This is a genomic window from Ktedonobacter sp. SOSP1-52 (assembly GCF_016587395.1).
The window spans coordinates 179,740-202,093 of the sequence record NZ_BNJH01000008.1 but is presented as its reverse complement, the minus strand read 5'-3'; the positions used below and the strand labels follow the sequence as shown (position 1 = coordinate 202,093).

At 50.4% G+C, this 22,354-nt stretch carries 20 protein-coding genes and 1 pseudogene; 10 read left to right on the top strand and 11 right to left on the bottom strand.

Annotated features, from left to right (window positions below):
* Nucleotides 1-465: 465 nt before the first annotated feature.
* The 4 genes from JMJ16_RS52685 to JMJ16_RS52670 all read right to left on the bottom strand — a co-directional run bounded on the left by JMJ16_RS52685 (nt 466) and on the right by JMJ16_RS52670 (nt 4,299).
* The gene (locus JMJ16_RS52685) at nt 466-990 is read right to left on the bottom strand and encodes an alpha/beta fold hydrolase (RefSeq protein ID WP_201394695.1); all 525 of its coding nucleotides are present in this window, start codon (nt 988-990) and stop codon (nt 466-468) included.
* Nucleotides 991-1,286: 296 nt separating this feature from the next.
* Nucleotides 1,287-2,012, bottom strand: a complete 726-nt coding sequence (locus JMJ16_RS52680) for a peptidase E (RefSeq protein WP_201394694.1) — start codon at nt 2,010-2,012, stop codon at nt 1,287-1,289.
* 58 nt (nt 2,013-2,070) lie between these two features.
* The gene (locus JMJ16_RS52675) at nt 2,071-2,583 is read right to left on the bottom strand and encodes a DUF6398 domain-containing protein (protein ID WP_201394693.1); all 513 of its coding nucleotides are present in this window, start codon (nt 2,581-2,583) and stop codon (nt 2,071-2,073) included.
* Between the two features lie 78 nt (nt 2,584-2,661).
* On the bottom strand, nt 2,662-4,299 hold the full coding sequence (locus JMJ16_RS52670; RefSeq protein WP_236602234.1) for an ISL3 family transposase: 1,638 nt from the start codon (nt 4,297-4,299) through the stop codon (nt 2,662-2,664).
* A gap of 296 nt (nt 4,300-4,595) precedes the next feature.
* Here JMJ16_RS52670 and JMJ16_RS52665 point away from each other — a divergent pair, with 296 nt between their 5' ends.
* The gene (locus JMJ16_RS52665; RefSeq protein ID WP_201394692.1) at nt 4,596-5,744 is read left to right on the top strand and encodes an RNA-guided endonuclease TnpB family protein; all 1,149 of its coding nucleotides are present in this window, start codon (nt 4,596-4,598) and stop codon (nt 5,742-5,744) included.
* A gap of 113 nt (nt 5,745-5,857) precedes the next feature.
* On the opposite strand, the gene JMJ16_RS57810 is transcribed toward JMJ16_RS52665, so the two are convergent.
* From JMJ16_RS57810 to JMJ16_RS52650, 3 genes are all read right to left on the bottom strand, one after another.
* Nucleotides 5,858-6,208 carry a tetratricopeptide repeat protein gene (locus JMJ16_RS57810; protein ID WP_374229201.1) on the bottom strand — a complete coding sequence of 117 codons (351 nt, stop codon included), beginning with the start codon at nt 6,206-6,208 and terminating at the stop codon, nt 5,858-5,860.
* Nucleotides 6,209-6,384: 176 nt separating this feature from the next.
* On the bottom strand, nt 6,385-7,518 hold the full coding sequence (locus JMJ16_RS52655) for a hypothetical protein (RefSeq protein WP_201394690.1): 1,134 nt from the start codon (nt 7,516-7,518) through the stop codon (nt 6,385-6,387).
* 456 nt (nt 7,519-7,974) lie between these two features.
* Entirely contained in the window at nt 7,975-8,172 is a 198-nt protein-coding gene (locus JMJ16_RS52650; protein ID WP_201378309.1) for a ribbon-helix-helix domain-containing protein, read from the bottom strand.
* A gap of 80 nt (nt 8,173-8,252) precedes the next feature.
* On the opposite strand from JMJ16_RS52650, the gene JMJ16_RS52645 reads away from it, so the two are divergent.
* The 3 genes from JMJ16_RS52645 (at nt 8,253) to JMJ16_RS52640 (ending at nt 9,930) form a co-directional block, all read left to right on the top strand.
* A complete protein-coding gene (locus tag JMJ16_RS52645) occupies nt 8,253-9,380 on the top strand; it encodes an RNA-guided endonuclease TnpB family protein (protein ID WP_201378311.1) in 1,128 nt (375 codons plus the stop codon).
* A gap of 180 nt (nt 9,381-9,560) precedes the next feature.
* Nucleotides 9,561-9,752, top strand: a complete 192-nt coding sequence (locus JMJ16_RS55745) for a calcium-binding protein (RefSeq protein ID WP_236602241.1) — start codon at nt 9,561-9,563, stop codon at nt 9,750-9,752.
* Nucleotides 9,679-9,930, top strand: coding sequence for a calcium-binding protein (locus tag JMJ16_RS52640; RefSeq protein ID WP_236602232.1), 252 nt, complete (start codon nt 9,679-9,681; stop codon nt 9,928-9,930). The genes JMJ16_RS55745 and JMJ16_RS52640 overlap by 74 nt, the downstream gene beginning before the upstream one ends.
* A 699-nt stretch (nt 9,931-10,629) precedes the next feature.
* Here the strand turns inward: JMJ16_RS52640 and JMJ16_RS52635 are convergent.
* Nucleotides 10,630-11,532 (bottom strand): GNAT family N-acetyltransferase, encoded by a 903-nt coding sequence (locus tag JMJ16_RS52635; RefSeq protein WP_201394689.1) that lies wholly within the window; start codon nt 11,530-11,532, stop codon nt 10,630-10,632.
* A gap of 225 nt (nt 11,533-11,757) precedes the next feature.
* Complete coding sequence (locus JMJ16_RS52630; RefSeq protein WP_201394688.1) at nt 11,758-12,087, bottom strand: hypothetical protein; 330 nt, start codon at nt 12,085-12,087, stop codon at nt 11,758-11,760.
* Nucleotides 12,088-12,487: 400 nt separating this feature from the next.
* Between JMJ16_RS52630 and JMJ16_RS52625 the strand changes: the two genes are divergently transcribed.
* The 4 genes and pseudogenes from JMJ16_RS52625 to JMJ16_RS55740 form a co-directional block, all read left to right on the top strand.
* Nucleotides 12,488-16,777 (top strand): tetratricopeptide repeat protein, encoded by a 4,290-nt coding sequence (locus JMJ16_RS52625; protein WP_201394687.1) that lies wholly within the window; start codon nt 12,488-12,490, stop codon nt 16,775-16,777.
* 89 nt (nt 16,778-16,866) lie between these two features.
* Complete coding sequence (locus tag JMJ16_RS52620; protein WP_201394686.1) at nt 16,867-17,700, top strand: TIR domain-containing protein; 834 nt, start codon at nt 16,867-16,869, stop codon at nt 17,698-17,700.
* Nucleotides 17,697-18,164: a hypothetical protein gene (locus JMJ16_RS52615; RefSeq protein WP_201394685.1), complete on the top strand. Its 468-nt coding sequence runs from the start codon at nt 17,697-17,699 to the stop codon at nt 18,162-18,164. The genes JMJ16_RS52620 and JMJ16_RS52615 overlap by 4 nt, the downstream gene beginning before the upstream one ends.
* Before the next feature lie 219 nt (nt 18,165-18,383).
* A pseudogene (locus JMJ16_RS55740) lies at nt 18,384-18,632 on the top strand (RNA-guided endonuclease TnpB family protein); the annotation flags it as partial.
* On the opposite strand, the gene JMJ16_RS52610 reads toward JMJ16_RS55740, so the two are convergent.
* Complete coding sequence (locus JMJ16_RS52610) at nt 18,629-19,210, bottom strand: isochorismatase family protein (RefSeq protein ID WP_201394684.1); 582 nt, start codon at nt 19,208-19,210, stop codon at nt 18,629-18,631. The pseudogene JMJ16_RS55740 and the gene JMJ16_RS52610 overlap by 4 nt on opposite strands.
* A 10-nt stretch (nt 19,211-19,220) precedes the next feature.
* Nucleotides 19,221-20,498, bottom strand: coding sequence for a multidrug efflux MFS transporter (locus JMJ16_RS52605; protein ID WP_201394683.1), 1,278 nt, complete (start codon nt 20,496-20,498; stop codon nt 19,221-19,223).
* Between the two features lie 246 nt (nt 20,499-20,744).
* Between JMJ16_RS52605 and JMJ16_RS52600 the strand changes: the two genes are divergently transcribed.
* Both JMJ16_RS52600 and JMJ16_RS56375 read left to right on the top strand, forming a co-directional pair.
* A complete protein-coding gene (locus JMJ16_RS52600) occupies nt 20,745-21,578 on the top strand; it encodes a citrate synthase (RefSeq protein WP_201394682.1) in 834 nt (277 codons plus the stop codon).
* Nucleotides 21,579-21,597: 19 nt separating this feature from the next.
* Nucleotides 21,598-21,972, top strand: a complete 375-nt coding sequence (locus JMJ16_RS56375; RefSeq protein WP_201394761.1) for a citrate/2-methylcitrate synthase — start codon at nt 21,598-21,600, stop codon at nt 21,970-21,972.
* Nucleotides 21,973-22,354: the final 382 nt, after the last annotated feature.

Below are 22,354 nucleotides of genomic sequence, written 5' to 3'. Positions count from 1 at the left end.
GCAAAAGTCCTTTCTGTACGGAGAACTATGAGCGATTGTCGTACTCTTCGGGGCGAATCTCGATATAACGCTCAAACCAACCGAGAGTTTGCTCCCACATGGCGAGGGCTTGCCCCGGTTTGGACGAATCACCATGCCAGGTACCGGGGACACGTACGACACCGACTCACATGATAGGGGGTCTTCCGCCATTTTGATGATTACTGCCTGCTGTTGACTTTTCAGTTCATATCAGGTAGCTTGAGAGGTGGAGAGAGAAATTTTGAAAAACTCCAAAAATCCACCTCAGAAGTATCCATCCCCCAATCATCAAAAGTGCGTTAGACCCAGGATGGGTTACACATAGTGAAAGTATCCATTGCGATAAAAATGGACCTCCATTGAATGTAAATGTGCAAATGAAATAAAGTTGAATCTTGCTCACTATATGAGGAAGCGAGCCGTATGAAAAAGTTCGTTTTCGACTCAGATATAGGCAAGGTCATCGCTTGGTGGTTGTGTGAGTAAGATCTCTCGCACCTCGGAAGGGAGTTGTTCATAGACCCTTTGGCGATCTGCTAACATACGTGGAGCATTGGCAAAAGAGCTGGCAATGGTCAGACTGATAAGACCATTGAGCTGTGCGAGGGCATATTCGAGAGGCAATGCTCCTCCCCAGGAGTGTCCAAAGAGATGGATCTGGTCAAGCGTCAGATGATGACGTACAGCCGTAATCTTTTCGAGAAAGAGGTTCACCTTCCAGAGTGAAGGATCGTCGGGGCAATCAGAGTTACCACAGCCAAGCTGGTCGTAGAAAATGACCGGGCGGCCAGTCTCCGCAAGCTCTTCAAGAGGTTCAAGACTATCATGCGGTATTCCCGAGCCACCATGTAAGGTGAGCAGAGAAAAAGTGCCCTCTGCGGTAGGAATGAAGTCTCCAATGAGGCGATACCATGTACAATATCCCCGAAAAGGAATGAAGCCCTCACGAACAGATGATGTCAATGCCACGATGAGAATCCTTTCCATCATTGAAAGTGTGGTGATGGGGTCTCTCATCAGAGTATATCCCTTCTCGTCCCATCACCACAAGGGAGAATATTGCTCAGTGCACGCCTCGTTGATCTTTTTCATCATGCTCAGAGCGTTTTTCATACTGTTTGCTTCCGCACATAATGAGCAAGATCCCGCTGCATTTCATTCGCACATTTACATTCAATGAGCATCCATTTTTATCGCAATGGATACTGGTAAAAAGCGCGAAGATTATCTATGTATTTCTCGTAAGTAGAAACTATATCTATGACCTACGCAGCGGTTAGAAGCTGAGGTTCTATTCTGTCTTCAATGACTTGCCCAGACTCAGAAAGGTAGACGTGGTAAGCTCCTTTACCCGCTTCTTGTGATATGGTCTTGTAGAGCTTCTCATTCACGAAATGTAGGGCCACCCCGTCGTCAGTAGCATAGCCTTCAGGCAGTGCACCTTTTCCGATTAATTCCTGGAATAAAGGTCTGCGTTGCTCCTCACCGTCGTAGTGGACACCCATAGAGTATGGGAGCAAGTTATGCTTATTTATGACCGGTCGTAGCTCTGGACCATATGAGTCGGTTGTTCCGCCTGCGCTCCAACAGATGGCACCGGCGCTAATTCCTCCGAGAACCACTCCTGCTTCCCAGGCACGTCGAAGTATGTGATGCAGGCCATGCGCTTCCCAAACAGCCAGAAGGTTCACGACAGAACCCCCACCTACCCAAATGGCGTGTTGTCCCAAGACATAGTCCTCTATGTCTGTATGGTTGGGCATCGGGAACAGCTGCAAGTGACCTGGTTCAACGTTCTGGCCGCTACAGGCATCGTAAAAATTCCTTGTCCAAGCCGGATCGTCACCACCCGCAGTTGCGAGCAGGCAAAGCTTCGGTCGCTTTTGACCGGTGAGGTCAAGCATGTACCGCATGACCGGCCCCAATTCTGGACGTGCAGGTGTAGGTCTCAGAAAACCTGCGCTCCCGGCAATAATATGTTTCTTTTTCATAGAACCTCCGGCTCTGGGACATATTCGGTGTGCCTACCTGACTTTGGGAAGCTACTGATCAGGCATCGGGGATGTAGGGGATCAACCCTTTACGGAATGCTGCCTCCTGGATTTCCCTGGGGGCCTGGCGCACATCGATGATGAGTCCATTCACCTCAAGCATCCAGATCAAAGGGTTCTTGTCAACCATGGAGGGGATCGACCAATCTGGGTTCATGGGATACATGCCCAGCAGGTCACGGATTTGTTTGGATTTCGCCTGCATCGTGCTCGAACTGAGATCGAAATACTCCCAGATCTGGCTTGCTGTAATGTGGGGAGTCTGGGAGGAATCAAAGAGAAAGTTGACCATGCCCAGCGCATGAATGATCCCACAAGCCCACGTAGGAGCCTTGCCTCGTGCCAATGGTGAAGGGCGTTTCCGGCACAGGGTCGCTGTCAGTTCACGACAGAGTTGGAGATACTCGTCATTTAAGTAGGTCTGGCTGAAGGTATCCGTGAGCAGGGTGATCTCCTCGAAGCGCTTCTGCATCTCTTTGGGAACTTGTTGTGATGTACTCCGTTTGGCCATATCTTCCTCCTTCACGTCTTCATTGTAGCGTATCACCACGAGGGATGACCAGCGAATCGCCCACCCGTCAAGCACCGACTATGCAGCTGCGATGGCTGCCGGTGTGGACCCAGTGCCATGTGTCTCAAGAGTGGCAGGAACCGCCACCTGCGAGGAGCGTCTACGCTGCTCTTTACGCAATGATTCCCCTGCTGCTGGGTGGAGCAGAACACGGCGTTGCAGGAGCGCAAATCCGGCTTGTCCATAGGAACTACGCTTGATCCATTTTACTTTATTGACAAAGCCTTCGACCACTCCGTTGCTCCATGTCAGGCTGCATCCGTTGGTAACCGCCTCCGCATCATCGGCTAGTCCATCAACAAAAGCGATCAGTTCCGCGATCCCACTGGCTTGGACAGCGGCTTTCCATTGTTCCAGATGTGTTCGTCCCTCGTGTTTTCGTAGGAGGTAGCCAAAGTCCTGCGCAAGCTTGAACACGAGAGCGATGGTCTCGTTGCTCTGGATGAGCTGATCCAGATAGGCCGCTTGCTCTCTCGTGCGGTTTTGTGCTGGCCTCACCATCATGAGCGCAACACCTCTGGACGAAGGAGGCTTGTCCCAGATGCTTGTCTGCTTAGAGACGGGGCGTGCGACGTTCTGACGAAAAGGACGAAGCCGCATCTGAAGCGTGCGCTGCGTCCCAGTATATCCTTGAGTGACAATTTCCTCGTACAGCTTGGCCACGTTGTGGCACCCCTGGTTCCATCGCAAAGTGAGGTAGGAAAGGTAGGGATCAACGATGGAAGAAGAGCGAGATCGTCGTCGCGGAGGCGGAGGTGTCTCCTGTTCGAGGGTACGGTAGACTTTGCTTGAACTGACGCCAACGAGCTGGGCAATCTGCCCTTTGTGGTAGCCTTGCCGATACAGTTTCCAGATCCACTTATGAAGTTTGACTTGTTGGCGATGACGCTCCTGCCGCTCTTGTGCGACTTTTTCAGGGACTGCCGTCCTCGTAGCTAGACGCGTTTTGCCTGTGCTCCCTTGTGTTGCCTTTTTGAGTGCACGTTCTTGCGTGCGAAAGAACTTCTCCAGGGCTTCGGCAAAATTCTTTTGCAAGTGAAAGCGATCGACCACCTGTTTGGCCTGAGGCGCGCCCTCAGTGGCAGCTTCTCGGAAGATTTTGCCACGATCACGTGAGACCAAATCAATTTCGGGATGCGTGCACAACCATGCTTTACTCGTTTCGGCGGAACGCTCTGCTAACAACTGCACGATCCGCCGCTTTTCTAGGTCCACGAGAATGGTCCCATAGCGCTGGCCTTTTTTCCATGCCCACTCGTCTATTCCCACCTTCACTACCTCGCCTTCACTGGGCAAGGGAAGCTGCAAGACGCGACGGATGATGGTTTTGGCAGTGGTGGGCATGCCAAGGGACGAGGCGATCCGCGCTGCATCGGCCCCATTGGTGGTCACTCCTAGTGCCTGAAGCGCCTTGACGAGCCGATCCGTCATTCGTGCATAGCGCTGGACCAACTCTGGGAAGCGCTCGGCAAAGATGTGTTGGGGACAGGATGCCTCGTGACAGATCCACTTGCGCACTCGTAACTTGAGCACAAGGCACCAGCCGCCAAACGCAACATCGGCAATGGTGCGCTGATAGTGGCTATGGACTCGAGAGCCAGGCGTCCCACATCGTGGGCAAAGAGCTCTTGACGAGGTTGCATGAAGATGGACGATGATTATCTGATTCTGGACCTCAATGGTCTCAAGACGTACCGTTGAAGGAAATGCAAAAACAGGGGAAAGATCGATGGAAGCGCCTCCAGATGACTTAAATGATTGGAACTGACGCTATTATACCACAAAGCCAAGTCAGTAGGCACACCGAATATGTCCCAGAGCCGAACCTCCGTTTCTGGAAACCCCTGTGTTTTAACCAGAGGAGGAAAGAAGCGTTCATTTTCTGAGTGGAGAGGGTGGCGGTACATCCTTCCCTACTTGACAAAACATGTTATATATGAGATACTTTCTGTATGGACAGAACGGTTGTATTGCAACTCACCCCGACACACGAACAATTTGTTCTCTTGCAGCAAACATTGCAGGAGCATACGGCTTGCTTCAATGCTGTGACTGAGGAAGGTTTTACTTCCAAGTGCAGCAATGGTGTAGAACTGCATAAGCGTACGTACTTTGCTTTGCGTACGCAATATCCCAACCTGCCTGCACAACTGGTGTGCGCTGCTCGTGTCAAAGCCACAGAAGCAGTGAAAAGCGCGCTTGACCGCGTGAAGAAGGGTCGCAAGGCGAGTACACCGCGTTCTCGTGTCTGTCCTATCCGCTACGATCAGCGCTCCTACTGGATCAGGTGGGATAATCTGACGACCAGCCTTGCCACTGTGCAAGGACGTGTACAACTCACCTTCACTGTTCCCAAGCATGCAGAGAAGTACGTCGGTGGCAAGGTGTGTAGTGCCGACCTGTGTTATCGCAAAGGTAAGTACACTTTGCACGTGGCGGTGAGCCTTCCTGATCCTGTTGTTTCTCCCTCCAATGACGTGATTGGCGTTGACCTCGGATTGACCCATCCGGCTGTGACTTCCAAGCATCAATTCTTGGGAGAGCGTCGATGGAAAGAGCAAGAACGCCGTCTCTTCCGCCTCAAACGAAAACTGCAAGCCAAGAACACCAAATCTGCTAAAAGGCACCTGAAAAAGCTTTCGGGCAAACGGTTTCGGCAGAGAAAAGACCATGACCATGTACTCTCCAAACGCCTTGTTCAGAACACCACTCCCGGCAGTACCATCGTGCTTGAGAACCTTACCCATATTCGCTCTCGTGCACGCATGCGCAAAGGCGAAGGCCAGCGCCGCCTGCATTCGTGGAGCTTCGCTCAGTTCCATGCCTTCCTGAACTATAAAGCTCAGGAGAAGGGCATTGAGGTGGTGAAGGTAGACCCACGCCACACGAGCCAAACCTGCTCGTGTTGTGGACATCAGGCGCGTAACAATCGTCGTTCTCAAAGCCTCTTCCTTTGCCGTGTGTGCGGCTTCAGCCTCAATGCTGACCTGAACGCTTCGCGTAACATTCGCAACAAGTACATTGCGTCTCTTGCCAGCCTTGGTACATCTTTGGCTGGTGGGCTGTCGTCAAGCAGCCTCTCGTCTCAAGCTTCGGCTTAGGGACAAGCCCCGTGCATTTATGCCGGGGTTCTTGACAAAGAAAATGGTATCACAAAGAACAGCCATGCGGTGAAAAAAGGAGTTGTCAAGCATGATATTGTTCTAGCAGGCCCTCATCTGCCGAGCCTTATTACGGTATTTGCCGTTCCGCCGCTTCGAGAACGAACCGTATCGCGTTCTCTTCGCCGACAAGTTGAGACAGACGCGCGTAGTGCGCCCCTATGTTTTCCATCCGAGCCGTGATGAATTGGTGTTTCGCGGCTCCACCGCATAGCCTTGAAAAAGGTGATGGTTTGCTTGAGCTTGCTGTCCTTAAACGGCTCGTTCAACGCGACCAGAGCCTGTGGGCCTGTCCGCCGGAAACCAGGGAGTGCCGCAAGATTGCTTTTTACAAGTGTGCAGGTGGGGTCGATCCCAAGCGCGCGTTTCAATGCCACTTCGGCTTCATCGTAGCGTTCCTGCATCATCAAGCAGATTCCCAGATTCCCCCACGGTTGCGGCAAGCAATCTCCCATGGCAATCTATGTCTGAAATGCCTGCCCGGCTTCCTCCCTCTTACCGCTCGCTGGGACCTGTCTCAACTCCTGTACTAAGGTCCCGAGCATGTTATACCTCGAATATTATAACGAGACAACATTTGCTACATTTCTGGTAATGGAAACGTGCGGTCTTGCAAACGCTTGACAAAGGCGGGGCGGCGCAGGTGAGGCTGGACCCAGGCAGAGAAACGCTCTTGAAACTCCTGGTTGGTCTGGAAGCGACTGGCGGCTTCACGCAACTCAATCAATAAGCGAACAGCCTCGTCGTAACCCGCGCCCGAACCACGTGTCACTGCCTGATTGACCTGGCGCCAGTAAGTATCCTGGTGATCGTGAATATCTTGCAGATGACGCTGGTGTGCCGCCTGCTGCCGCTCACGTTCCTCGCGTTCCAGCCGGGCTTTTATGACCCTGCTTTCGGCGAAGAGCGTGGCGTAAGGGACATGCTCACCCGTTGGGAGGGTTGTGCTCGCTTTACTAGGGTTCAGTTCGCGCAACTCCTTGACGAGCAGGCGGCTCAGACCCGGCTCATTGTGTGCCAATCGAATCAGATAATCAATGCAGCGATCTGGGGGCAGCAACTTGACCCAGGCGGCAACATCATCGTCAGGCGATGGTGAAGTTGCTTTGCTATGTTGAGCCGCTGCGGCGAGGAGTTCTGGTGGCACCTGTAACAATTCCGCTAGCGCCTGCTGCGCCGCTGTCAGCTTGCCAAAAGCGGGCGGAACTGGTGGCACACCGATTTCATCGTCCTCTTCCTCGTCATAGTTTCCCATCATGTGCTGACCGGCCAACCAGACAATATAGATCGCTCGCAGGTCGCCATTCATCAATTCATCGCGAGTGCTGATGAGCGATCCTAGTTCATAGTCAATCCACTCGTCAGGCCCCTCCATCTCACCAAAGTGGATATCGAGGATATCATAATCAGGGCGCCGGGTGAACGTGATGAACTCATCGAGATCGTAGCCATCGATGAGTTCAGCTGGCAAGATTCCATGCGGGAAACGTAATGCCAGTTCGGGCGCCCCCCAGTTGGCCCAATAGAGAAAGCCATCAAAAAATGTATAGAGCACTTTGATGGGGTCGTGCTTGAAGTTCCCCCACTGATATTCGATGAGGGCATGGGTGGAAGATGCCTCGATATGACTGGAAAGGGCATTGACCGCATCGAGTTGTGCCCGTGTCAGAGGTCGATCGCTGGTCATGAATTCGTATCGTTGGTATTCGCTCATCTCGACTTATCCTCTCTACGAAGCCACAGCTAGTGCTGAAGAACTTCATCTACTCGCTGCTCAACTACTTCCCTTGTTTGCTGATTTTGAAATTTGGCCTGTATGACCTATTGTAAACATGAAAGAGAATGGGCGTCGAGCAGCGAAAGAGGTCACCATAACCGTAGAGTTATTCTACGGTCAACGTAGAATAAGTACGCTACAAAACAATAAGCGTGGAACAAGAATATTGGACATCCTGGCATGATGTCAAAGCTGTTTACTAGGTCTGTCGCATTGATTGAAGGTTAGGCTCAACTGATCCAGATAATTGCGCCCAAGGAGTGCATGCGTGATATGTTATATGTGAGCAACGAAGGAGGCAGAGCATGGAAAAAGCACGTGCATTGGTGAACGTTCGGGATATCAACCTGATCTGTCAGTATTACAGAAAGCGAGCGAGAAAGCCCCGGTCATTCATGCCGGGGATGAATCGCTCTTCCTTGTTTTGGGGTGGATTGGGTCGGGCCGGTACGTTGGGTCATCCCATGCCAGATAGGCATCTAAGGCTCGGCGTATGATCTCTGCCATTGGCAAATCTTCCTCCTGGCTTCTCTTTTCAAGTTGTCGTTTTTGTCGTTCTGTGATGTAGATATTCGTTCGTTCTTTTGGCATACACTTCTCTCTTTTGTTGACATACAACGTTATTAAGGTGTATAATATCAGAAAGAACAAAGAAAGGCAAGGGTGCAAGGATGCTCATCTACGAGTACAACCTTGATGGAAACAAAGCACAATATGTCGCCATTGACGAAGCGATTCGTCTTGTGCAGTTCATTCGCAATACGTGTTTGCGCTTGTGGATGGATGAGCACGCCACCAAGAATGACTTGCAGTGCTATTGTGCCGTCCTTGCCAAAGCATTCCCCTTTGCCTCTCACCTTAACTCTCAGGCACGTCAAGCCAGTGCCGACCGAGCGTGGTTTGCCATTCAGCGCTTTTATGACAACTGCAAAGCGAAAAAGCCAGGGAAGAAAGGCTCTCCCAAGTTCCAGAAAGACAACCGCTCGGTAGAGTACAAAACAACCGGATGGAAGCTAGACCCTGATGGTCGGCATATCACCTTCACCGATGGGTGCGGCATCGGTCGTCTTCGCCTGATTGGCACACGCGACATTGAAACCTTCCCTGTCAAGCAGATCAAACGAGTACGCATCATTCGTCGTGCCGATGGCTACTATATCCAGTTTGCAGTACAGACAGAGCGGCAGATTGAGCATGTTTCTACAGGCAAACTGATTGGCATCGACGTTGGGTTGAAAGCGTTCTCTACCGACTCTGAGGGACAGGCCATTGAAAACCCGCGTCATTATCGCAAGACTGAAAAGCGGCTCAAGCGGCTGCAACGCCGTCTCTCTAAGAAACAGAAGAAGTCAGCCAATCGTAAGAAAGCTCGTCAAGCGGTTGCCAAAGCGCATTTGAAAGTTCAAAGGCAGCGTGAAGATTTCGCTCGCAAAGCAGCGAACACGCTCGTCTCGTCTCACGACCTGATTGCCTTTGAAGACGTGCAGATTCGCAATATGGTCAAAAACCGCTACCTCTCCAAGAGTATTCACGATGCTGGCTGGGGACGATTTCTCTTGTGGGTAAACTACTACGCCGCATTGCATCACATCCCTGTGGTTGCCGTCTCGCCACAGTTCACGAGTCAGAACTGTTCAGCCTGTGGCGCGCTTGTCAAGAAAAGCCTGAGTGTGCGCACACATATCTGTACGAGTTGTGGCGTGGTGTTAGACAGGGATCACAATGCGGCGTTGAACATTTTGCAAAAAGCTCTCAGTACCATAGGGCATATGGGAACTGATGCATCTCTGAGTGCATGAAACGCTTCTGGACAGGAGGACCACTACTGTCTCTCAGCAATGGAAGACAGCAAGCCGCCTGGATGAAGGAAGAATCCCCCGCGATTTATCCAGGGGAGTGTCAAATACTATTGAGTGATGAAGAGTCAGGTGATAGCGTTTTGTAGATTCTTGATCTTTATGGATATCAGGAGGAAAGAGATGACTCGTCCCGACAAAGATGAAGAACGTGAAGAACGTATCCACATGGAGATTATTGTAGATGCCTATGGTCCCGAAGAGCAAGCGACAAGCTGGTATACCTATTTATTCCGATACCTTGCAGTTTCCGTTCTCTGCCCGTTGCGCTGTTCGCCACACAACCTCGCCATTGGAGCCAGGAGAAGTAGTTAAAGTGGTAGCAATGGCTCCAGACGAGGTGTGTGAGCATGATATGCTAGTGTCGATCCAATGGAACCGTCGTCAATTTGCTGTGCCGTTAATACAGCTCGAAGGTATTCAAGTCGAGGAGGAGACCCGGCAAGCCATTGAGGATTGGCAGTATTGGGTGAACCGAGGATACACGTTGTGATCCCAGGTTTCCAGGCCTCTAGAAGCGTCTCTCGACGAGCACATAAGTATGAGGTTTCTCTGGCTTCTCCAAGCGTAGGGAGACAGATTGCTCAGGGTTTTTCAGGAAGTTTCGTTCCATCTCTGACCTATACACCGTCATTGCCAGAGACGGCAAGCAAGCTGAAAGCAATGGGGGAAAATGCGCATGCCAACACGCTAACACGCTGAGCTGCGACAACTATGCTTTCACCGCTTTTATCACCTCCTCTTCCTTTCCCTTATTGTTGTTGAGCTTATTTAGATGCGATTGCCCTGTAACAGAAGTACGTTCCCTTGACATAAAAAGCCTATTAATATTCTTGTTGTTTTAGCAAACAACCAATGTTTTTCATCAAATTAGCGGGAGACCCACTCTCTGTGGCGAGGTTTCACCACCGATTCCCGTGATTGACGTCCCCCGTTTCACCTGAAAATCGGTCGAAGTTTGCTCAATTTACCAGCCCTCTCCTATCGTACCGTCTCTCCATTGCTCTGGATGAGTTCGACGCAAAAAACTTGCCGCACCCCACTCAATCGGGTGCGGCAAGTTTTTTGCGCTGGGTCTACCACCTCCTCGAACGCCGGTCGGTGATGAAAGTACGAACAAAATAGCTCGCCTGTAAAGCACAAGATTGTATGAGCAGAATCTGATGATTTACAGGCTATCTCTTCTATCAGCCTACGAGCGAGCAGGACCCCCTTCGATTACTTGGTAGTAATCACATGTTCTGATTGTACGGAAGCCGCAAGATTCGTAGAGTCCGAGGGCATTAGCATTCTTTGTCTCTACATCAAGAGCGATGTTAGGCCAGTGTTCTTCAAGCAGCAGATCAACGATTGCCAGGAGCATTTGCCGACCGTAACCCCGCCCACGATAGGGAGGGAGTACGCCAAAGGTCACGATATCGATCTGCTCACCAATGCTGACAGTTCTGAGTGACCCAATTGGCAGCCCATCAAGCAGGCCGATGTAAAAACGTTGGTTGTCTGCTGAAATAGCCTCCGTGATCCAGTTTTCCATCGCCTCTTCAGATGCCTCAAATGCCTGTGAAACGAGATGGGTGAGGATTGGAACTTCGGTCGCTTCTGCGCGTCGGAACTGTACCTGTTGTCCTTGTGACAATTGGGGACGCTTGATGTGAGCTGGATCAAGCACCATGCGATGTTCCGAAAAACGATATTCTCCCCTGTTTGCGGAGGCAAATGCTTTGCCGGAGGGTAAGGCACCATCACAAACCAGCAGTAGGCCGCTAGCACCTCTCCGTCGCCAGACAGCTTTCGCTGCCTCAAATAGAGTCGTTCCTACACCTTTACGCCTGTGATCTGGATGTACCATCCCGTAGATCTCGATCTCTGAGTCAGGTCGGAGGTGTTGGAGGTAGGTGAAGCCGGTGAGGGTGTCACCCTGATAATGGAGTAACTGTGCCGATTTGTTTCCTGATGGTGCAAGCATCTCTTCCAAGGAAACGAGACAGTCCACCCCTTCATACAGGCGATAATCCTCGATCAGCCTGGCTATGTTCGCTCGATCACTTGCTGTAACCTCTGTTTTAATTTCGCCTGTTACGCTACGTTGATCCATATTTTCTTCCTTCATGTTTTTTAGCGAATAAAGGCATAGCACACCGAAGCACATAGCTTTGCCTCTGCTGTGCTATGTCGCGATTGATTGTTGGGAGTATCGAGAAGTGTGTACCAGCGTCGTTCATGCATGTGCACGAACGACATATATCACTCAGGGGTATCTCTGCTGAAGCGATTCTGCATTGAGCGTGGTGTGGCACAAGGGAGGATAGGTATCCATTCCTTATGATAACAAGAAGCGGTAAAATGCCTTAAGAGAGCTGTACCGAGCTGTTAGCAGAAGCGGCACACAACATGAAAATAGGGGGTGTGTTTCATTTTCTGTTGCTCCTTTTTGTTTGAAGAAACGATGTTTCAACAGATTGAATATAACATAGAGTATACCCGAAAGCAAGAGTGATCCCATGGCCCTCAAGGCCGTTGCAACGTCCCATCTGTCACCTGCAGCGATGTGCAAAAGAAGAAAAAGAGGTTTTTGCGGAGATACCCCGCCCCCGGCAAATGGCTGCGTCCTTTGCAATCCCGCTTTGCTCTTTTTCTTTCCGATCGTCATCTCGCCGATAGCTCTATTGTAGTACGAAGCTTTTCCTGGTCTCTGCCTCGCGCAAAAAAACACTTGTCGCACCCCTTTTCTTCTCCAGCACGGCGCAAACCATCAATCGTCACGACCAGATTCTTCGGGGGTCCGCCACACTTTTTTGCGTCGAGCCTGTTTAGGGCACAATCTGCTACTTATGCGGCTTGTTGCCAAGCCTCAGCCTCGCGCAAAAAACACATGTTGCACCCGGTCTCGAGAATCGTGATATGATGTATCGTTCCAGTTGCTGGCGTTGTGGCAGAGAGAATCGGAGCACGTTCCCAGGCCGACAAATCTCTGAGAGCGTATGCATCTCTTGCCCTCTCCTTGCCTATTTGCTAATATGCAGAGTAACGCCAAGTGAAAGAGAGAAGAGATGGAACTCATTCTCACCCAGCTAGAAGATTATCAGGTCCATGTGACCTGTGATAATAACCCATCCCACACCTTTGATCTACAACCATTACGACTGCTTGGTCACTGGTTTGAACGCATCACTGACGATCCGATCCGGTATGGTCAACACCTTTTTCAAGCCCTCTTTCCCGCGGATTCTCCGGCACGGTATGCACTAGATGCTCATCCTGAACGCATCGTCCTGGTCAACACGAATGATGAGCTTGATATTCTCCCCTGGGAATATCTCTATAGTCCCGAGGGCTTCCTTGTGCTTGCGTTCCCTTTTGTACGTGGGCTTCCTCCAGAGCAACGTATTGCGCCTCCCATACTTGATAAGCCATTGCATATTGTGGCAGTTCCATCAAATCCATTGAGTCCCCTCGTTAAACCACTTAATATCGATGCAGAGTGGTGGCGCCTGAAAGAAATTGTTGAACCACTACCTTTTGATATCAGACTGGAACGCGTACGCCCACCGACGCTCCAACAAGTGCGTAGCCTAATCTCTAACAAACGACAGAGCGTCATTCACTTTATGGGTCATGGAGAACACATTGAGAGCGGGGCAGTCCTCTGTTTTGAGAAGGAGGACGGAAACCTGGATCTGGTCGGAGCGAGAGAGTTGATTGCCAGAATACGTGGTACCACCTTTCTGATCACGCTCAATGCCTGTATGAGCGCTTCACCAGGTCCGACCATGTTTAGTAACCTTGCGTCCTCTATCGTGCAGGCCAAAATTCCCTATGCACTAGGCATGCGCTTTAGCATCTATGACGAGGATGCCCTGGCTTTTTCCCGCATGTTCTATACAGAATTGACGCAAGGCACATCTGTTGAAGAAGCGTTGTTACAGGCTCGACTTTCACTTGCAGAGCGTCCACTCGCCTGGGCAGTTGGTGTTCCGGTCCTGTATACGTCCCTGAGCACACCAGCATACGGCTTTATCAATCACGCTGGCACATCCCACATTGATGAGCATCAACCACGTATTGAAGTGAGCAGTATCGCTCGGGCAGTCGGAACTTTTCAGGGTCGAGTAGATGATCTGAAAAGCCTTGGCCACCTGCTCACAGGGAACAAGCGAGCGCGAATACTTACCATCCATGGTGGTAGTGGGCAAGGCAAGACAGCACTAGCTCGTGAGGCCATTGAACGCTTTGCGTATGCATGGCCGGGAGGTGTCTGGGGCATCATGCTTGATCCACTCCCTGATCGAACCCGCATTGTAAACGATCTGGCTCAATTTTTAGGAATTCATGGACAAAAGGCCGACAATCCAGAAGATAGGGAGCATCAGGTCCTCAGGCTACTTGCTACAAGGCGCGTTCTCCTTGTACTTGACAATGCTGAAACACTGGTCGACGCAGTCAATGCCAGGGATTCCCAGGCGATTGCTCTTACTGAATTTATCCAACAACTTCCCGGCGCATCAGTCAGCCTGCTCATCACCTCACGTGTCCAGTTCGGTTGGCCGGATGAAATCACCCATGAGTTGGGAGGCTTAACAATGGAGGAAGGAGCACGACTCTTCCAGCAATGCGCGCCTGGACGTCAAGAAGCTATTTCGACGAAAGAAGCACAGGAGCTCAGCCAGAAACTAGAAGGACATCCGTTGAGCCTGCGTCTCCTTGGAGGGGCATTCAATGCGAGCGCACTTTCCTTGCCTGTCTTTATTCAAGACTATGAAATGCAATTGGTTAATGCCGAGAACAAATATGTGGGTGAGGACCATCGACATCGCCAACTTTACGCGAGCATGGAAACCAGCATTCGCTACTTAAATGATGAGCAGCGCCACCTGCTTCGTAATCTCTGGATTTTTCAAGCGCCGTTCTTGCCAGATATCGCAGCCTCCATTTTTGACCCGGACAGCGAAGAAACAGATTCCACATCTTCAGCAATATATACACAACTAAGTATCCTCTGGCAACGAGGATTACTGGCATGTATTACCATTACAGCACGTGATGACACGCAAGATCTGTACTATCTCCTCCCAACAACCCGTCTGTATATTCAGACCTATATGCAAAGTACCTCTCTACAAGAAGAAATATTGCATCGCTATGGGGAAGCATATGAACTCTTCACATATACGGCATATGAGGAGATGGACCAGAGTGCATCCATCGTCGCGATACTACAACAGACAGAAAAAGATTTGGAACAGGGAATACAGTATGCCGATGTTTCCAGACAAATGAGCTATAAGGCGTACTGGGCTGCAATCCTTTCTCGCTTAGGGAAAGCGCTCAAAGCACAGGGGATTCTTGAAGAAGTACTGGAGCAAGTCCAAGGATCTGATCAGCTGCTAGAATTAGATGTACTCAGCATTCTAGGTCGGGTATACAATACCATTGGGCAGCCACAACAGGCCCTTGCTCTCTATCAACAAGCCCTGACCATCAAACGCAAGATCGGTAACCGCACTGGCGAAGCCTCTACGCTCGCTAATATGGCTTTCAGCTATCACGCCATTGGACAAACGCAACGAGCCTTTGCTCTCTATGAGCAAGCTCTTCCCCTTGCGCGTGAAAGTGGCGATTGCCGAACTGAAGCTACTATTCTTACGAATATGGCGAATGCTTATCACACCATTGGACAAACACAACGCGCCCTTGACCTCTATGAGCAAGCGCTCCCTATCACGCGTGAGATTGGTGATCGCGACGGTGAGGCTATCTTACTCAACAGCAACGCGATTGTCTTTAAAGATACGGGAAAGCCGCAACGTGCGCTCGATCTCTATGAACAAGCCCTCCCCATTGCACGTGAGATGGGCAATCGTGATAGCGAAGCCTCCACACTCAACAACATCGCGCTCCTCTATAAGGACACGGGAAAGCCGCAACGCGCTCTCGACCTCTATAAGCAAGCGCTACCTATCACACGTGAAATCGGCAATCGTTCTCTCGAAGCGACCGTGGTAGGTAACATGGCTGGCGCTTATCAAGCCATTGGTCAACTACAACAAGCGCTCACATTTTATGAACAAGCGCTACCTATCACACGCGAAATCGGCAATCGCTCTCTCGAAGCGACCACGCTCACTTGTATGGGTTTATTATATCAGAATATGGGTCTATCACAACGCGCTCTCGCCTTCTATGAACAGGCTCTCCCCATTACACGCGAGATCGGTGATCGTAAAAGAGAAGTTACTATACTCATCAGTATGGGCCTATCGTATCAAAGCTCTGATCAGCTGCAGCAAGCCCTCGCCTTCTATGAACAGGCTCTCCCCATTACACGCGAGATCGGCGCTCGTGATAGCGAAGCTACTCTATTCAACAATATGGGGCGGATCTATGAGGAAACGGATCAACCGCAACAAGCGCTCGATCTCTATGAGCAAGCTCTTCCCATCATGCGTGAAGTTGGCTATCGCGCTACTGAAGCATCTATACTCAACAATATGGGTGGACTCTATCAAGATATGGATCAACCGCAACGTGCCCTCGATCTCTATGAGCAAGCTCTCCTCATCAGACGTGAAGTCAGAGATCGCCAAGGTGAGGCAACAACGCTTGCACGTATCGGTATGTTGTACCATGATGCGGACCAGCCGCAACGCGCCCTTCCCCTCTATGAGCAGGCCCTCGATCTCTCTCGTGAGATAGGTGATCGCGCCACTGAAACCACTATTCTTACGTATATCGCCATGTTGTATCAAGCTACAAACCAGCTGCAACGCGCTCTTCCCCTTTATGAGCAGGCCCTCGGGCTCTCTCGTGAGATAGGTGATCGCGTAACCGAAGCAGAAACACTTGTTTTCATTGGCCTGTTGCACCGAACTACCAGCCAGGTGCAGAATGCCATTCTTGCTTACGAACAGGCGATACCTATCCTACGTGAACTGGGGGACCATGCCACTGAAGCAAAAACACTTACAAGCATCGGTATGTTGTACCATGACACTGATGAGCCGCAACGCGCCTTTCCTCTCTACGAGCAGGCCCTCCCTCTCTTGCGTGAACTCGAGGATCGCGCCACTGAAGCCACCGTACTTTTTTGCATGGGAAACCTTTTCTACACAGTTTTTAAAGATCCGCACAAGTCATTACAATGTATGCAACAAGTTCAATACATATTGGAGCATCACAATGTTTCAGAAGAAGAAATAGATTTTACATTAGAGGAGGTGCAAAAAGAGCAGAAAAAAATACAGAAAGAAGTATCACAAAACAGAGAAGCGGAGAAAATCACTCAACCTGGTGGAGCAAAAAGAATACAATCACTATGGAAGGCTATTCGTTGGCCCTGGTAAGAAGCAATACGTTTTTGATAGACACGTAGGGTAGTCGAATATAAAAGGCACTGCAATAGATTTCAAGCAGAAAGAAAACAGAAGGAATTATGACAATACGTATTTTTGTTCTACATGCTCCAGAGAACTCAGCCTGTGTCGATCAGATCCAGCGTAGTTGCGAGGTCTTGGGATATCAGATCTGGCACAAAGAGCAAACGTCACTATTATCCGCGGTCACTGCTCCAATCAGCAGCGAGCAAATGATCATAGGTAGTGCAGCATTTCTACTGGTCTGGAGCCGGGCTGTCGCTCAATCAAAAGAGGTGGAACGTCTGCTCCTTTTTGCACAACGTTTGCAGAAGACTATCATTGTCCTTACATTAGATGCTACGCCACCTCCAACAGCACTGGTCACAGAGAAAACTATCGCATTACAGCCTCCTTACGATCAATGCATGACCCAGATTGCACCGTTCCTACCGCCACCTAAGAGCAGCGACGCATTACAAGTACTGGTTGAACAGGCTTCACATGAGTATATCCGTGAGCGAAAGGCGGCCATTGAGCAAGCAGCGGCAATGCTGCAACGGAATGAGCAGGAAAAGGGAGTGCTGGCGCTGCTCGAACATATGGTACAACATGATACGATTACTAGCGTCCGCGACAAAGCGCAAGAGGTGCTAAATCTCTATGCACAGACACCATCACAACTACCACAAACACCTTCGCAGCAAACACAGAATAGACATTCCACCTTTGGTGTACGTTGCAGAAATGGACATGTGTCCTGTTTTGACAAACGGATTGTCTGCAAAGTCACCTATCCAGTACCACGAGGTCAGATTCAACGCAGTGGAAAAGAGTTGGATGAATTGATCCTTACATGTACAACGTGCGGTGAGGCAGTAGTTGCACATGTCGATTGTGAAGGATATAAATGATGGGTAAACAACAGGAGCCCGTTGATATCCAGGATGCGCAGGAACTCTCGGAAGAGGGAAAGCAGCTTGTTCAGATTTTCACTGATATGAAAAGCAAACAGCTCGAATTTCTCGATGAGTCCGGCAAAAGTATGATCGAACGCATCGCCACATTCCTAACGATTCTGTTTGCCGTCACTGCATTTAGCAATAACTTTCCACCACCTTATCTCAAAGGAAATGCGCCAGCCAAAATCATGGTGATCCTGACGCTCATCCTGTATCTTCTGGCAATGGCAGCGGCGCTCCTGGCAATTCAACCACGAATGTACGATATTCCTCGCTATAATGTCACAGAGATGGGCAAGCAGCTACAACATATCACTACCTATAAAATGCGATGTTTGCGACTGGCTGGTGTCTTGTTTGCACTTGGTTCTATTGCACTCGCACTCCTTATTGTCGTGATCATTGCGCAGGTATAATAGCGACTGATTGCCTACAGGCTTCACAAACAGTGTCGCGATGGGGCTCATCACGGCCACATGGATTGTGGTAACTACCATGAATTTTACAGAGGATCGAGCGAGAAAGCCCCGCTCATTCATGACGGGGATGAATCGCCGTTCCTTTTGCCTCTCGCGTTTCCAGATCCTTCAAGTGGAAAAGAAGAAGACAGGAGAATCTCTAGAAGGAGCAAGGACGTGCTCATCTACGAATACAAGTTAGATGGCAGCAAAGCGCACTATGCCGCCATTGAGGAGGCAATTCGCATTGTGCAGTTCATTCGCAACACATGCCTTCGTCTCTGGATGGACGAACACGCCAACAAGAATGAGTTGCAGTGCTCTTGTGCCGTCCTTGCCAAAGCGTACTCCTTTGTCTCTTGCCTTAACTCACAAGCACGTCAAGCCAGTGCTGATCGGGCGTGGTCTGCCATCGCTCGCTTTTATACGTTCTCCTTCAGCATAGCTATGACCTCTTCAGTGGTTGCTGTTTCACCCAGCCGTGGAAATATCCGCTCCACACTATTCTGGTGGGCATAAGCATCCCTGTCAGTCATAGCATCAGTTACCAGCACGACATGATAGCCATGCTCGTGCGCCGAGCGGGCTGTTGATTCGACCCCGATACTTGTTGCCACGCCGGTAAGAAAAACTTGTGTGACGCCGAGTTCTTGCAAATGCGCACGAAGCGGTGTGTCATGGAACGCGCCCCACGTGTTCTTGGTGATACGGTGATCGCCTGGTTGAGGGTCAAGCTCATCTGCCAGATCGGCCCATTGCGGTGGAGGCGTTGGACGAGATTGCCCGGTTGCCTGGGCGGCTCGTGAGGCATCGGTGCGACCCGGAGCGCCGCCAACAACGTTGACGAGCACGACCGGAAATTCGCGTCCCCGAAACGCTCTGGCCAGTTCGGCTGACCGCGCAACGACCTGGCCAACTGGATGAGTGGCTGGTAGGTTTAACACGCCTTTTTGTAAATCAACGACAATGAGAGCGGCTTTTTTATCGATGGTTGTTAATGTCATAAAAACTCCTTTAATGTTTCTCTTCAACTACCCCTATTTGGGCCTCTGTTGGAATGACCACAACTTCCTCAGGTCTTTCCTTTTGGGATACTGCTTCTTCCTGTCTGTTCAGTTTTTTATACACGGTAAAATACACCCACACGGCATTTATCAGTAGCAGTGCGCTGGTAAGAAAAAAGATGTATCTGATTCCCCACCAGGCTGCCACCTGTCCACCTAAAACGGAACCACCAAAAATGCCTAAATAGCCTGCCGAGATGGTGAAACCAAACACTCTCCCGGTCAGAGCATCCGGGGTGATTTTCTTGATCAAGATATTGACCGAGGGACTCAATCCGGCCACGGCCAACCCTAAGAAAAAGCGCAGTCCCATCAACTGCCAGGGGTTCTGGACAAACGCCTGGGGAATAAAAATGATCCCTGCCACGACCAGTGCGACAAGTATCACCTTCTGTGCTCCAATTTTGTCGGAAAGTTTCCCCAGCCTTGGGGCCGCAATGATACTCGCCAGTCCCGAGGCTGAGAAGGCCATTCCTGCTAAAAGAGCAACATGGGTCGTATCAGTGGTAAGCTGAGTAACGTAAATGGTCACAACTGGCTCAATCGAATAGAGTGCCAGTGTTATGATAAGGTAGGTGGCAGACAAGATCACCGTTAGACTTTTGTTTGGAATCGTATTCCAGATTTCTTTCACCCGCAGCGTCTCTTTCCCGTCGCGAGTAAACGATTCTTGTACAAAGAACAGGGTGGTGAGAAAAACAACCAGCAAGAGCGCGCCGGTAAGAAAAAAGACATTTTGCAAACCGAGGCTCTCTTCTATTCCTCCCCCAATGATGGGGCCAAGCAAACTGCCTGCAATATTTGCCGTTGAAAGTGTGCCTAAGGCCCAACCTGCGTGTTCCTTATCCGTCTGCGTGGCGATGAGAGTTGTACAGGCTGTACTATATCCTGTGATAACCCCCTGTAATAGCCGTAATCCAACGAGTTCATAGACATTTTGCGCCAGGCCCATGCTACAGATCACAATTCCCATACCAAGGCTGGCACGCAAAAGCATGGGTTTGCGGCCAACTCTATCCGCAGCCACACCCCAGAGAGGGGAGAAAAGAGCGGAAATAATATAGGTCACGCCAAAGGCAAATCCCGACAACTGAGCAATCGATGCAGGGTTATCGATGCCCAGATGCTTGATATACAGTGGCAAGACGGGAGCAATCTGGCTCAGTCCTACGCTGGTGATAAACATGCCAAACCAGCAAACTAATAAGTTCCTTTTCCAGATGGGCATGATAGCAGGCCCTCTTTTTGTTCTGACTTCTCTCAACATCACTTACGAACATCCTTTTCTTTTCCTCGCGGTTGTGGTACTTGCTCTTCTCTCCACGTGGAAGAGGGGGTTGAAGGCAGCTCACGTGTGGTTGTATTCACTTCTCCATGAGTATATTTTAACCTCAATAAGTTGTCAACATATTGATTTTAAAATCAACCTGTTATATGATAGGGGCAACAAAACATCTGAAGGAGGCAGAAACACATGAGTAATGAGCGCTATATGAGTGCGCAGGAGGCGACATCTGAATTAGGAATCAGCCTGACAACGTTGTATGCATATGTGAGCCGAGGGGCGATCCGTTCGGAAGCGGTTAGCGGTTCGCGACGCGTGCGGGCCTACCTGGCGGAAGATATTCAACGCTTGAAAGCGCGCAAGGAGATGCGCCAGCATCCAGAGCAAGTGGTGAGCAAGGCGATCAGTTGGGGTGAGCCAATCATCGATTCCGAACTGACCCTGGTGAGAGATGATCGCGTCTATTATCGTGGCCGCGAGGCAGTGGAGTTGGCCGCGTCATGGAAGATTGAACAAGTCGCGGCGCTGCTCTGGGGTTTTGCTGAAAGCGAAAATGCCCGACAAGTAGAGCAATTTTTCACTGAGGAAAAGCCTCAGCCAGCGCTGCTCCAAAAACTGGCGACATTCCGGGAAAAGCTGCATCCTACCAACTTGTCGCTTCTTGAGCAGTTCCAGATGGTGCTGCCCCTGCTCGGCGCAGAGGATATGCGTGCCTATCGTCCGAGTCAGGAGGCCGCGTTCACTACAAGCGTACGCCTGATCTGGCTTTTCACGTGCTTTCTAGCCCATGCAACAACTCCTCAGGCCTCCCTGGCTGAGACGCTCCAGCAGGCCTGGTTACCACATGATGACCAGGCCTCGCAGATCTTGAATGCGGCTTTGATTCTGAATGCTGATAACGAATTAAGCGCTCCAGCTTTTACTGCCCGCTGCATCGCATCAACTGGTGCAACACTGTATGCCGCTATCAATGGAGCATTAGCAGCTTTCCGGACCGGGCAGGTTTTTTCGATTTCTCGGTAGTCTTGGTCAACCTCAACAAATAAATCGGGTACTCGTCGAACGCCTGAAGCAAGGGGAAGATATTCCAGGCTTCGAGCACCCTCTCTTCCCAGCTGGGGACCCGCGGGTAGTGATGCTGTTGAAACTTTTGCACGTGCAGTATCCTGAAGCCCCTGGTACCAGGCTCGTTGAGACGCTGGTTGCCGAAGTTGAGCAACTACTGGGTATCCATCCGCGCATCGAGCTCGCCTACGCAGCTCTAGCCCTGAACCTGAAGCTTACCAATGAGCAGTTTCAGGCTCTCGTCGCGCTGGCCCGCTGTGTCGGCTGGATCGGGCATGCCTTGGAGCAAGCGCGGAGCTCGCAAGGGATTCGGCCACGCGCTCGTTATACGGGAATACAGCCAGAAGGATGAGATAAACAAGTGCGGCTGTAGTGAGGAACACAACAGCCGCACTTCTTTTTGGAAAAATGGAAGCAAAAAGAAGGGGACCATTTCTTTTTTCCGTTATTTCAGGTGTGATTGGAATGAAGCAGCGATCTCTTCTAAACGTTCTGTCGTAACATGTTCACTCACGCCAATATATTTAACGTGAGTTCTGGATAAGTAGATCCCACTCCGATGAGCTATGATAGGAGCAAAACCAACCACTTCTATCCGCCTGTCCATTTGGGAATTCTATGGGTGGAATCAGGATACATTGATGAGTGACCTGCTCTCTTGTCTCCGGGAGGACCCACTCACCGATGTATCAATATGTTCGCTCACGGAATTCCCAAATGGATACGAAGTTGAC

Coding starts and splice junctions, on each gene's coding strand:
- JMJ16_RS52680 (WP_201394694.1), bottom strand. CDS start 2,012: ATGAAAAAGAAACATATTATTGCCGGGAGCGCAGGTTTTCTGAGACCT.
- JMJ16_RS52675 (WP_201394693.1), bottom strand. CDS start 2,583: ATGGCCAAACGGAGTACATCACAACAAGTTCCCAAAGAGATGCAGAAG.
- JMJ16_RS52665 (WP_201394692.1), top strand. CDS start 4,596: ATGGACAGAACGGTTGTATTGCAACTCACCCCGACACACGAACAATTT.
- JMJ16_RS57810 (WP_374229201.1), bottom strand. CDS start 6,208: ATGCAGGAACGCTACGATGAAGCCGAAGTGGCATTGAAACGCGCGCTT.
- JMJ16_RS52655 (WP_201394690.1), bottom strand. CDS start 7,518: ATGAGCGAATACCAACGATACGAATTCATGACCAGCGATCGACCTCTG.
- JMJ16_RS52650 (WP_201378309.1), bottom strand. CDS start 8,172: ATGCCAAAAGAACGAACGAATATCTACATCACAGAACGACAAAAACGA.
- JMJ16_RS52645 (WP_201378311.1), top strand. CDS start 8,253: ATGCTCATCTACGAGTACAACCTTGATGGAAACAAAGCACAATATGTC.
- JMJ16_RS55745 (WP_236602241.1), top strand. CDS start 9,561: ATGACTCGTCCCGACAAAGATGAAGAACGTGAAGAACGTATCCACATG.
- JMJ16_RS52635 (WP_201394689.1), bottom strand. CDS start 11,532: ATGGATCAACGTAGCGTAACAGGCGAAATTAAAACAGAGGTTACAGCA.
- JMJ16_RS52630 (WP_201394688.1), bottom strand. CDS start 12,087: ATGACGATCGGAAAGAAAAAGAGCAAAGCGGGATTGCAAAGGACGCAG.
- JMJ16_RS52625 (WP_201394687.1), top strand. CDS start 12,488: ATGGAACTCATTCTCACCCAGCTAGAAGATTATCAGGTCCATGTGACC.
- JMJ16_RS52620 (WP_201394686.1), top strand. CDS start 16,867: ATGACAATACGTATTTTTGTTCTACATGCTCCAGAGAACTCAGCCTGT.
- JMJ16_RS52615 (WP_201394685.1), top strand. CDS start 17,697: ATGATGGGTAAACAACAGGAGCCCGTTGATATCCAGGATGCGCAGGAA.
- JMJ16_RS52610 (WP_201394684.1), bottom strand. CDS start 19,210: ATGACATTAACAACCATCGATAAAAAAGCCGCTCTCATTGTCGTTGAT.
- JMJ16_RS52605 (WP_201394683.1), bottom strand. CDS start 20,498: ATGCCCATCTGGAAAAGGAACTTATTAGTTTGCTGGTTTGGCATGTTT.
- JMJ16_RS52600 (WP_201394682.1), top strand. CDS start 20,745: ATGAGTAATGAGCGCTATATGAGTGCGCAGGAGGCGACATCTGAATTA.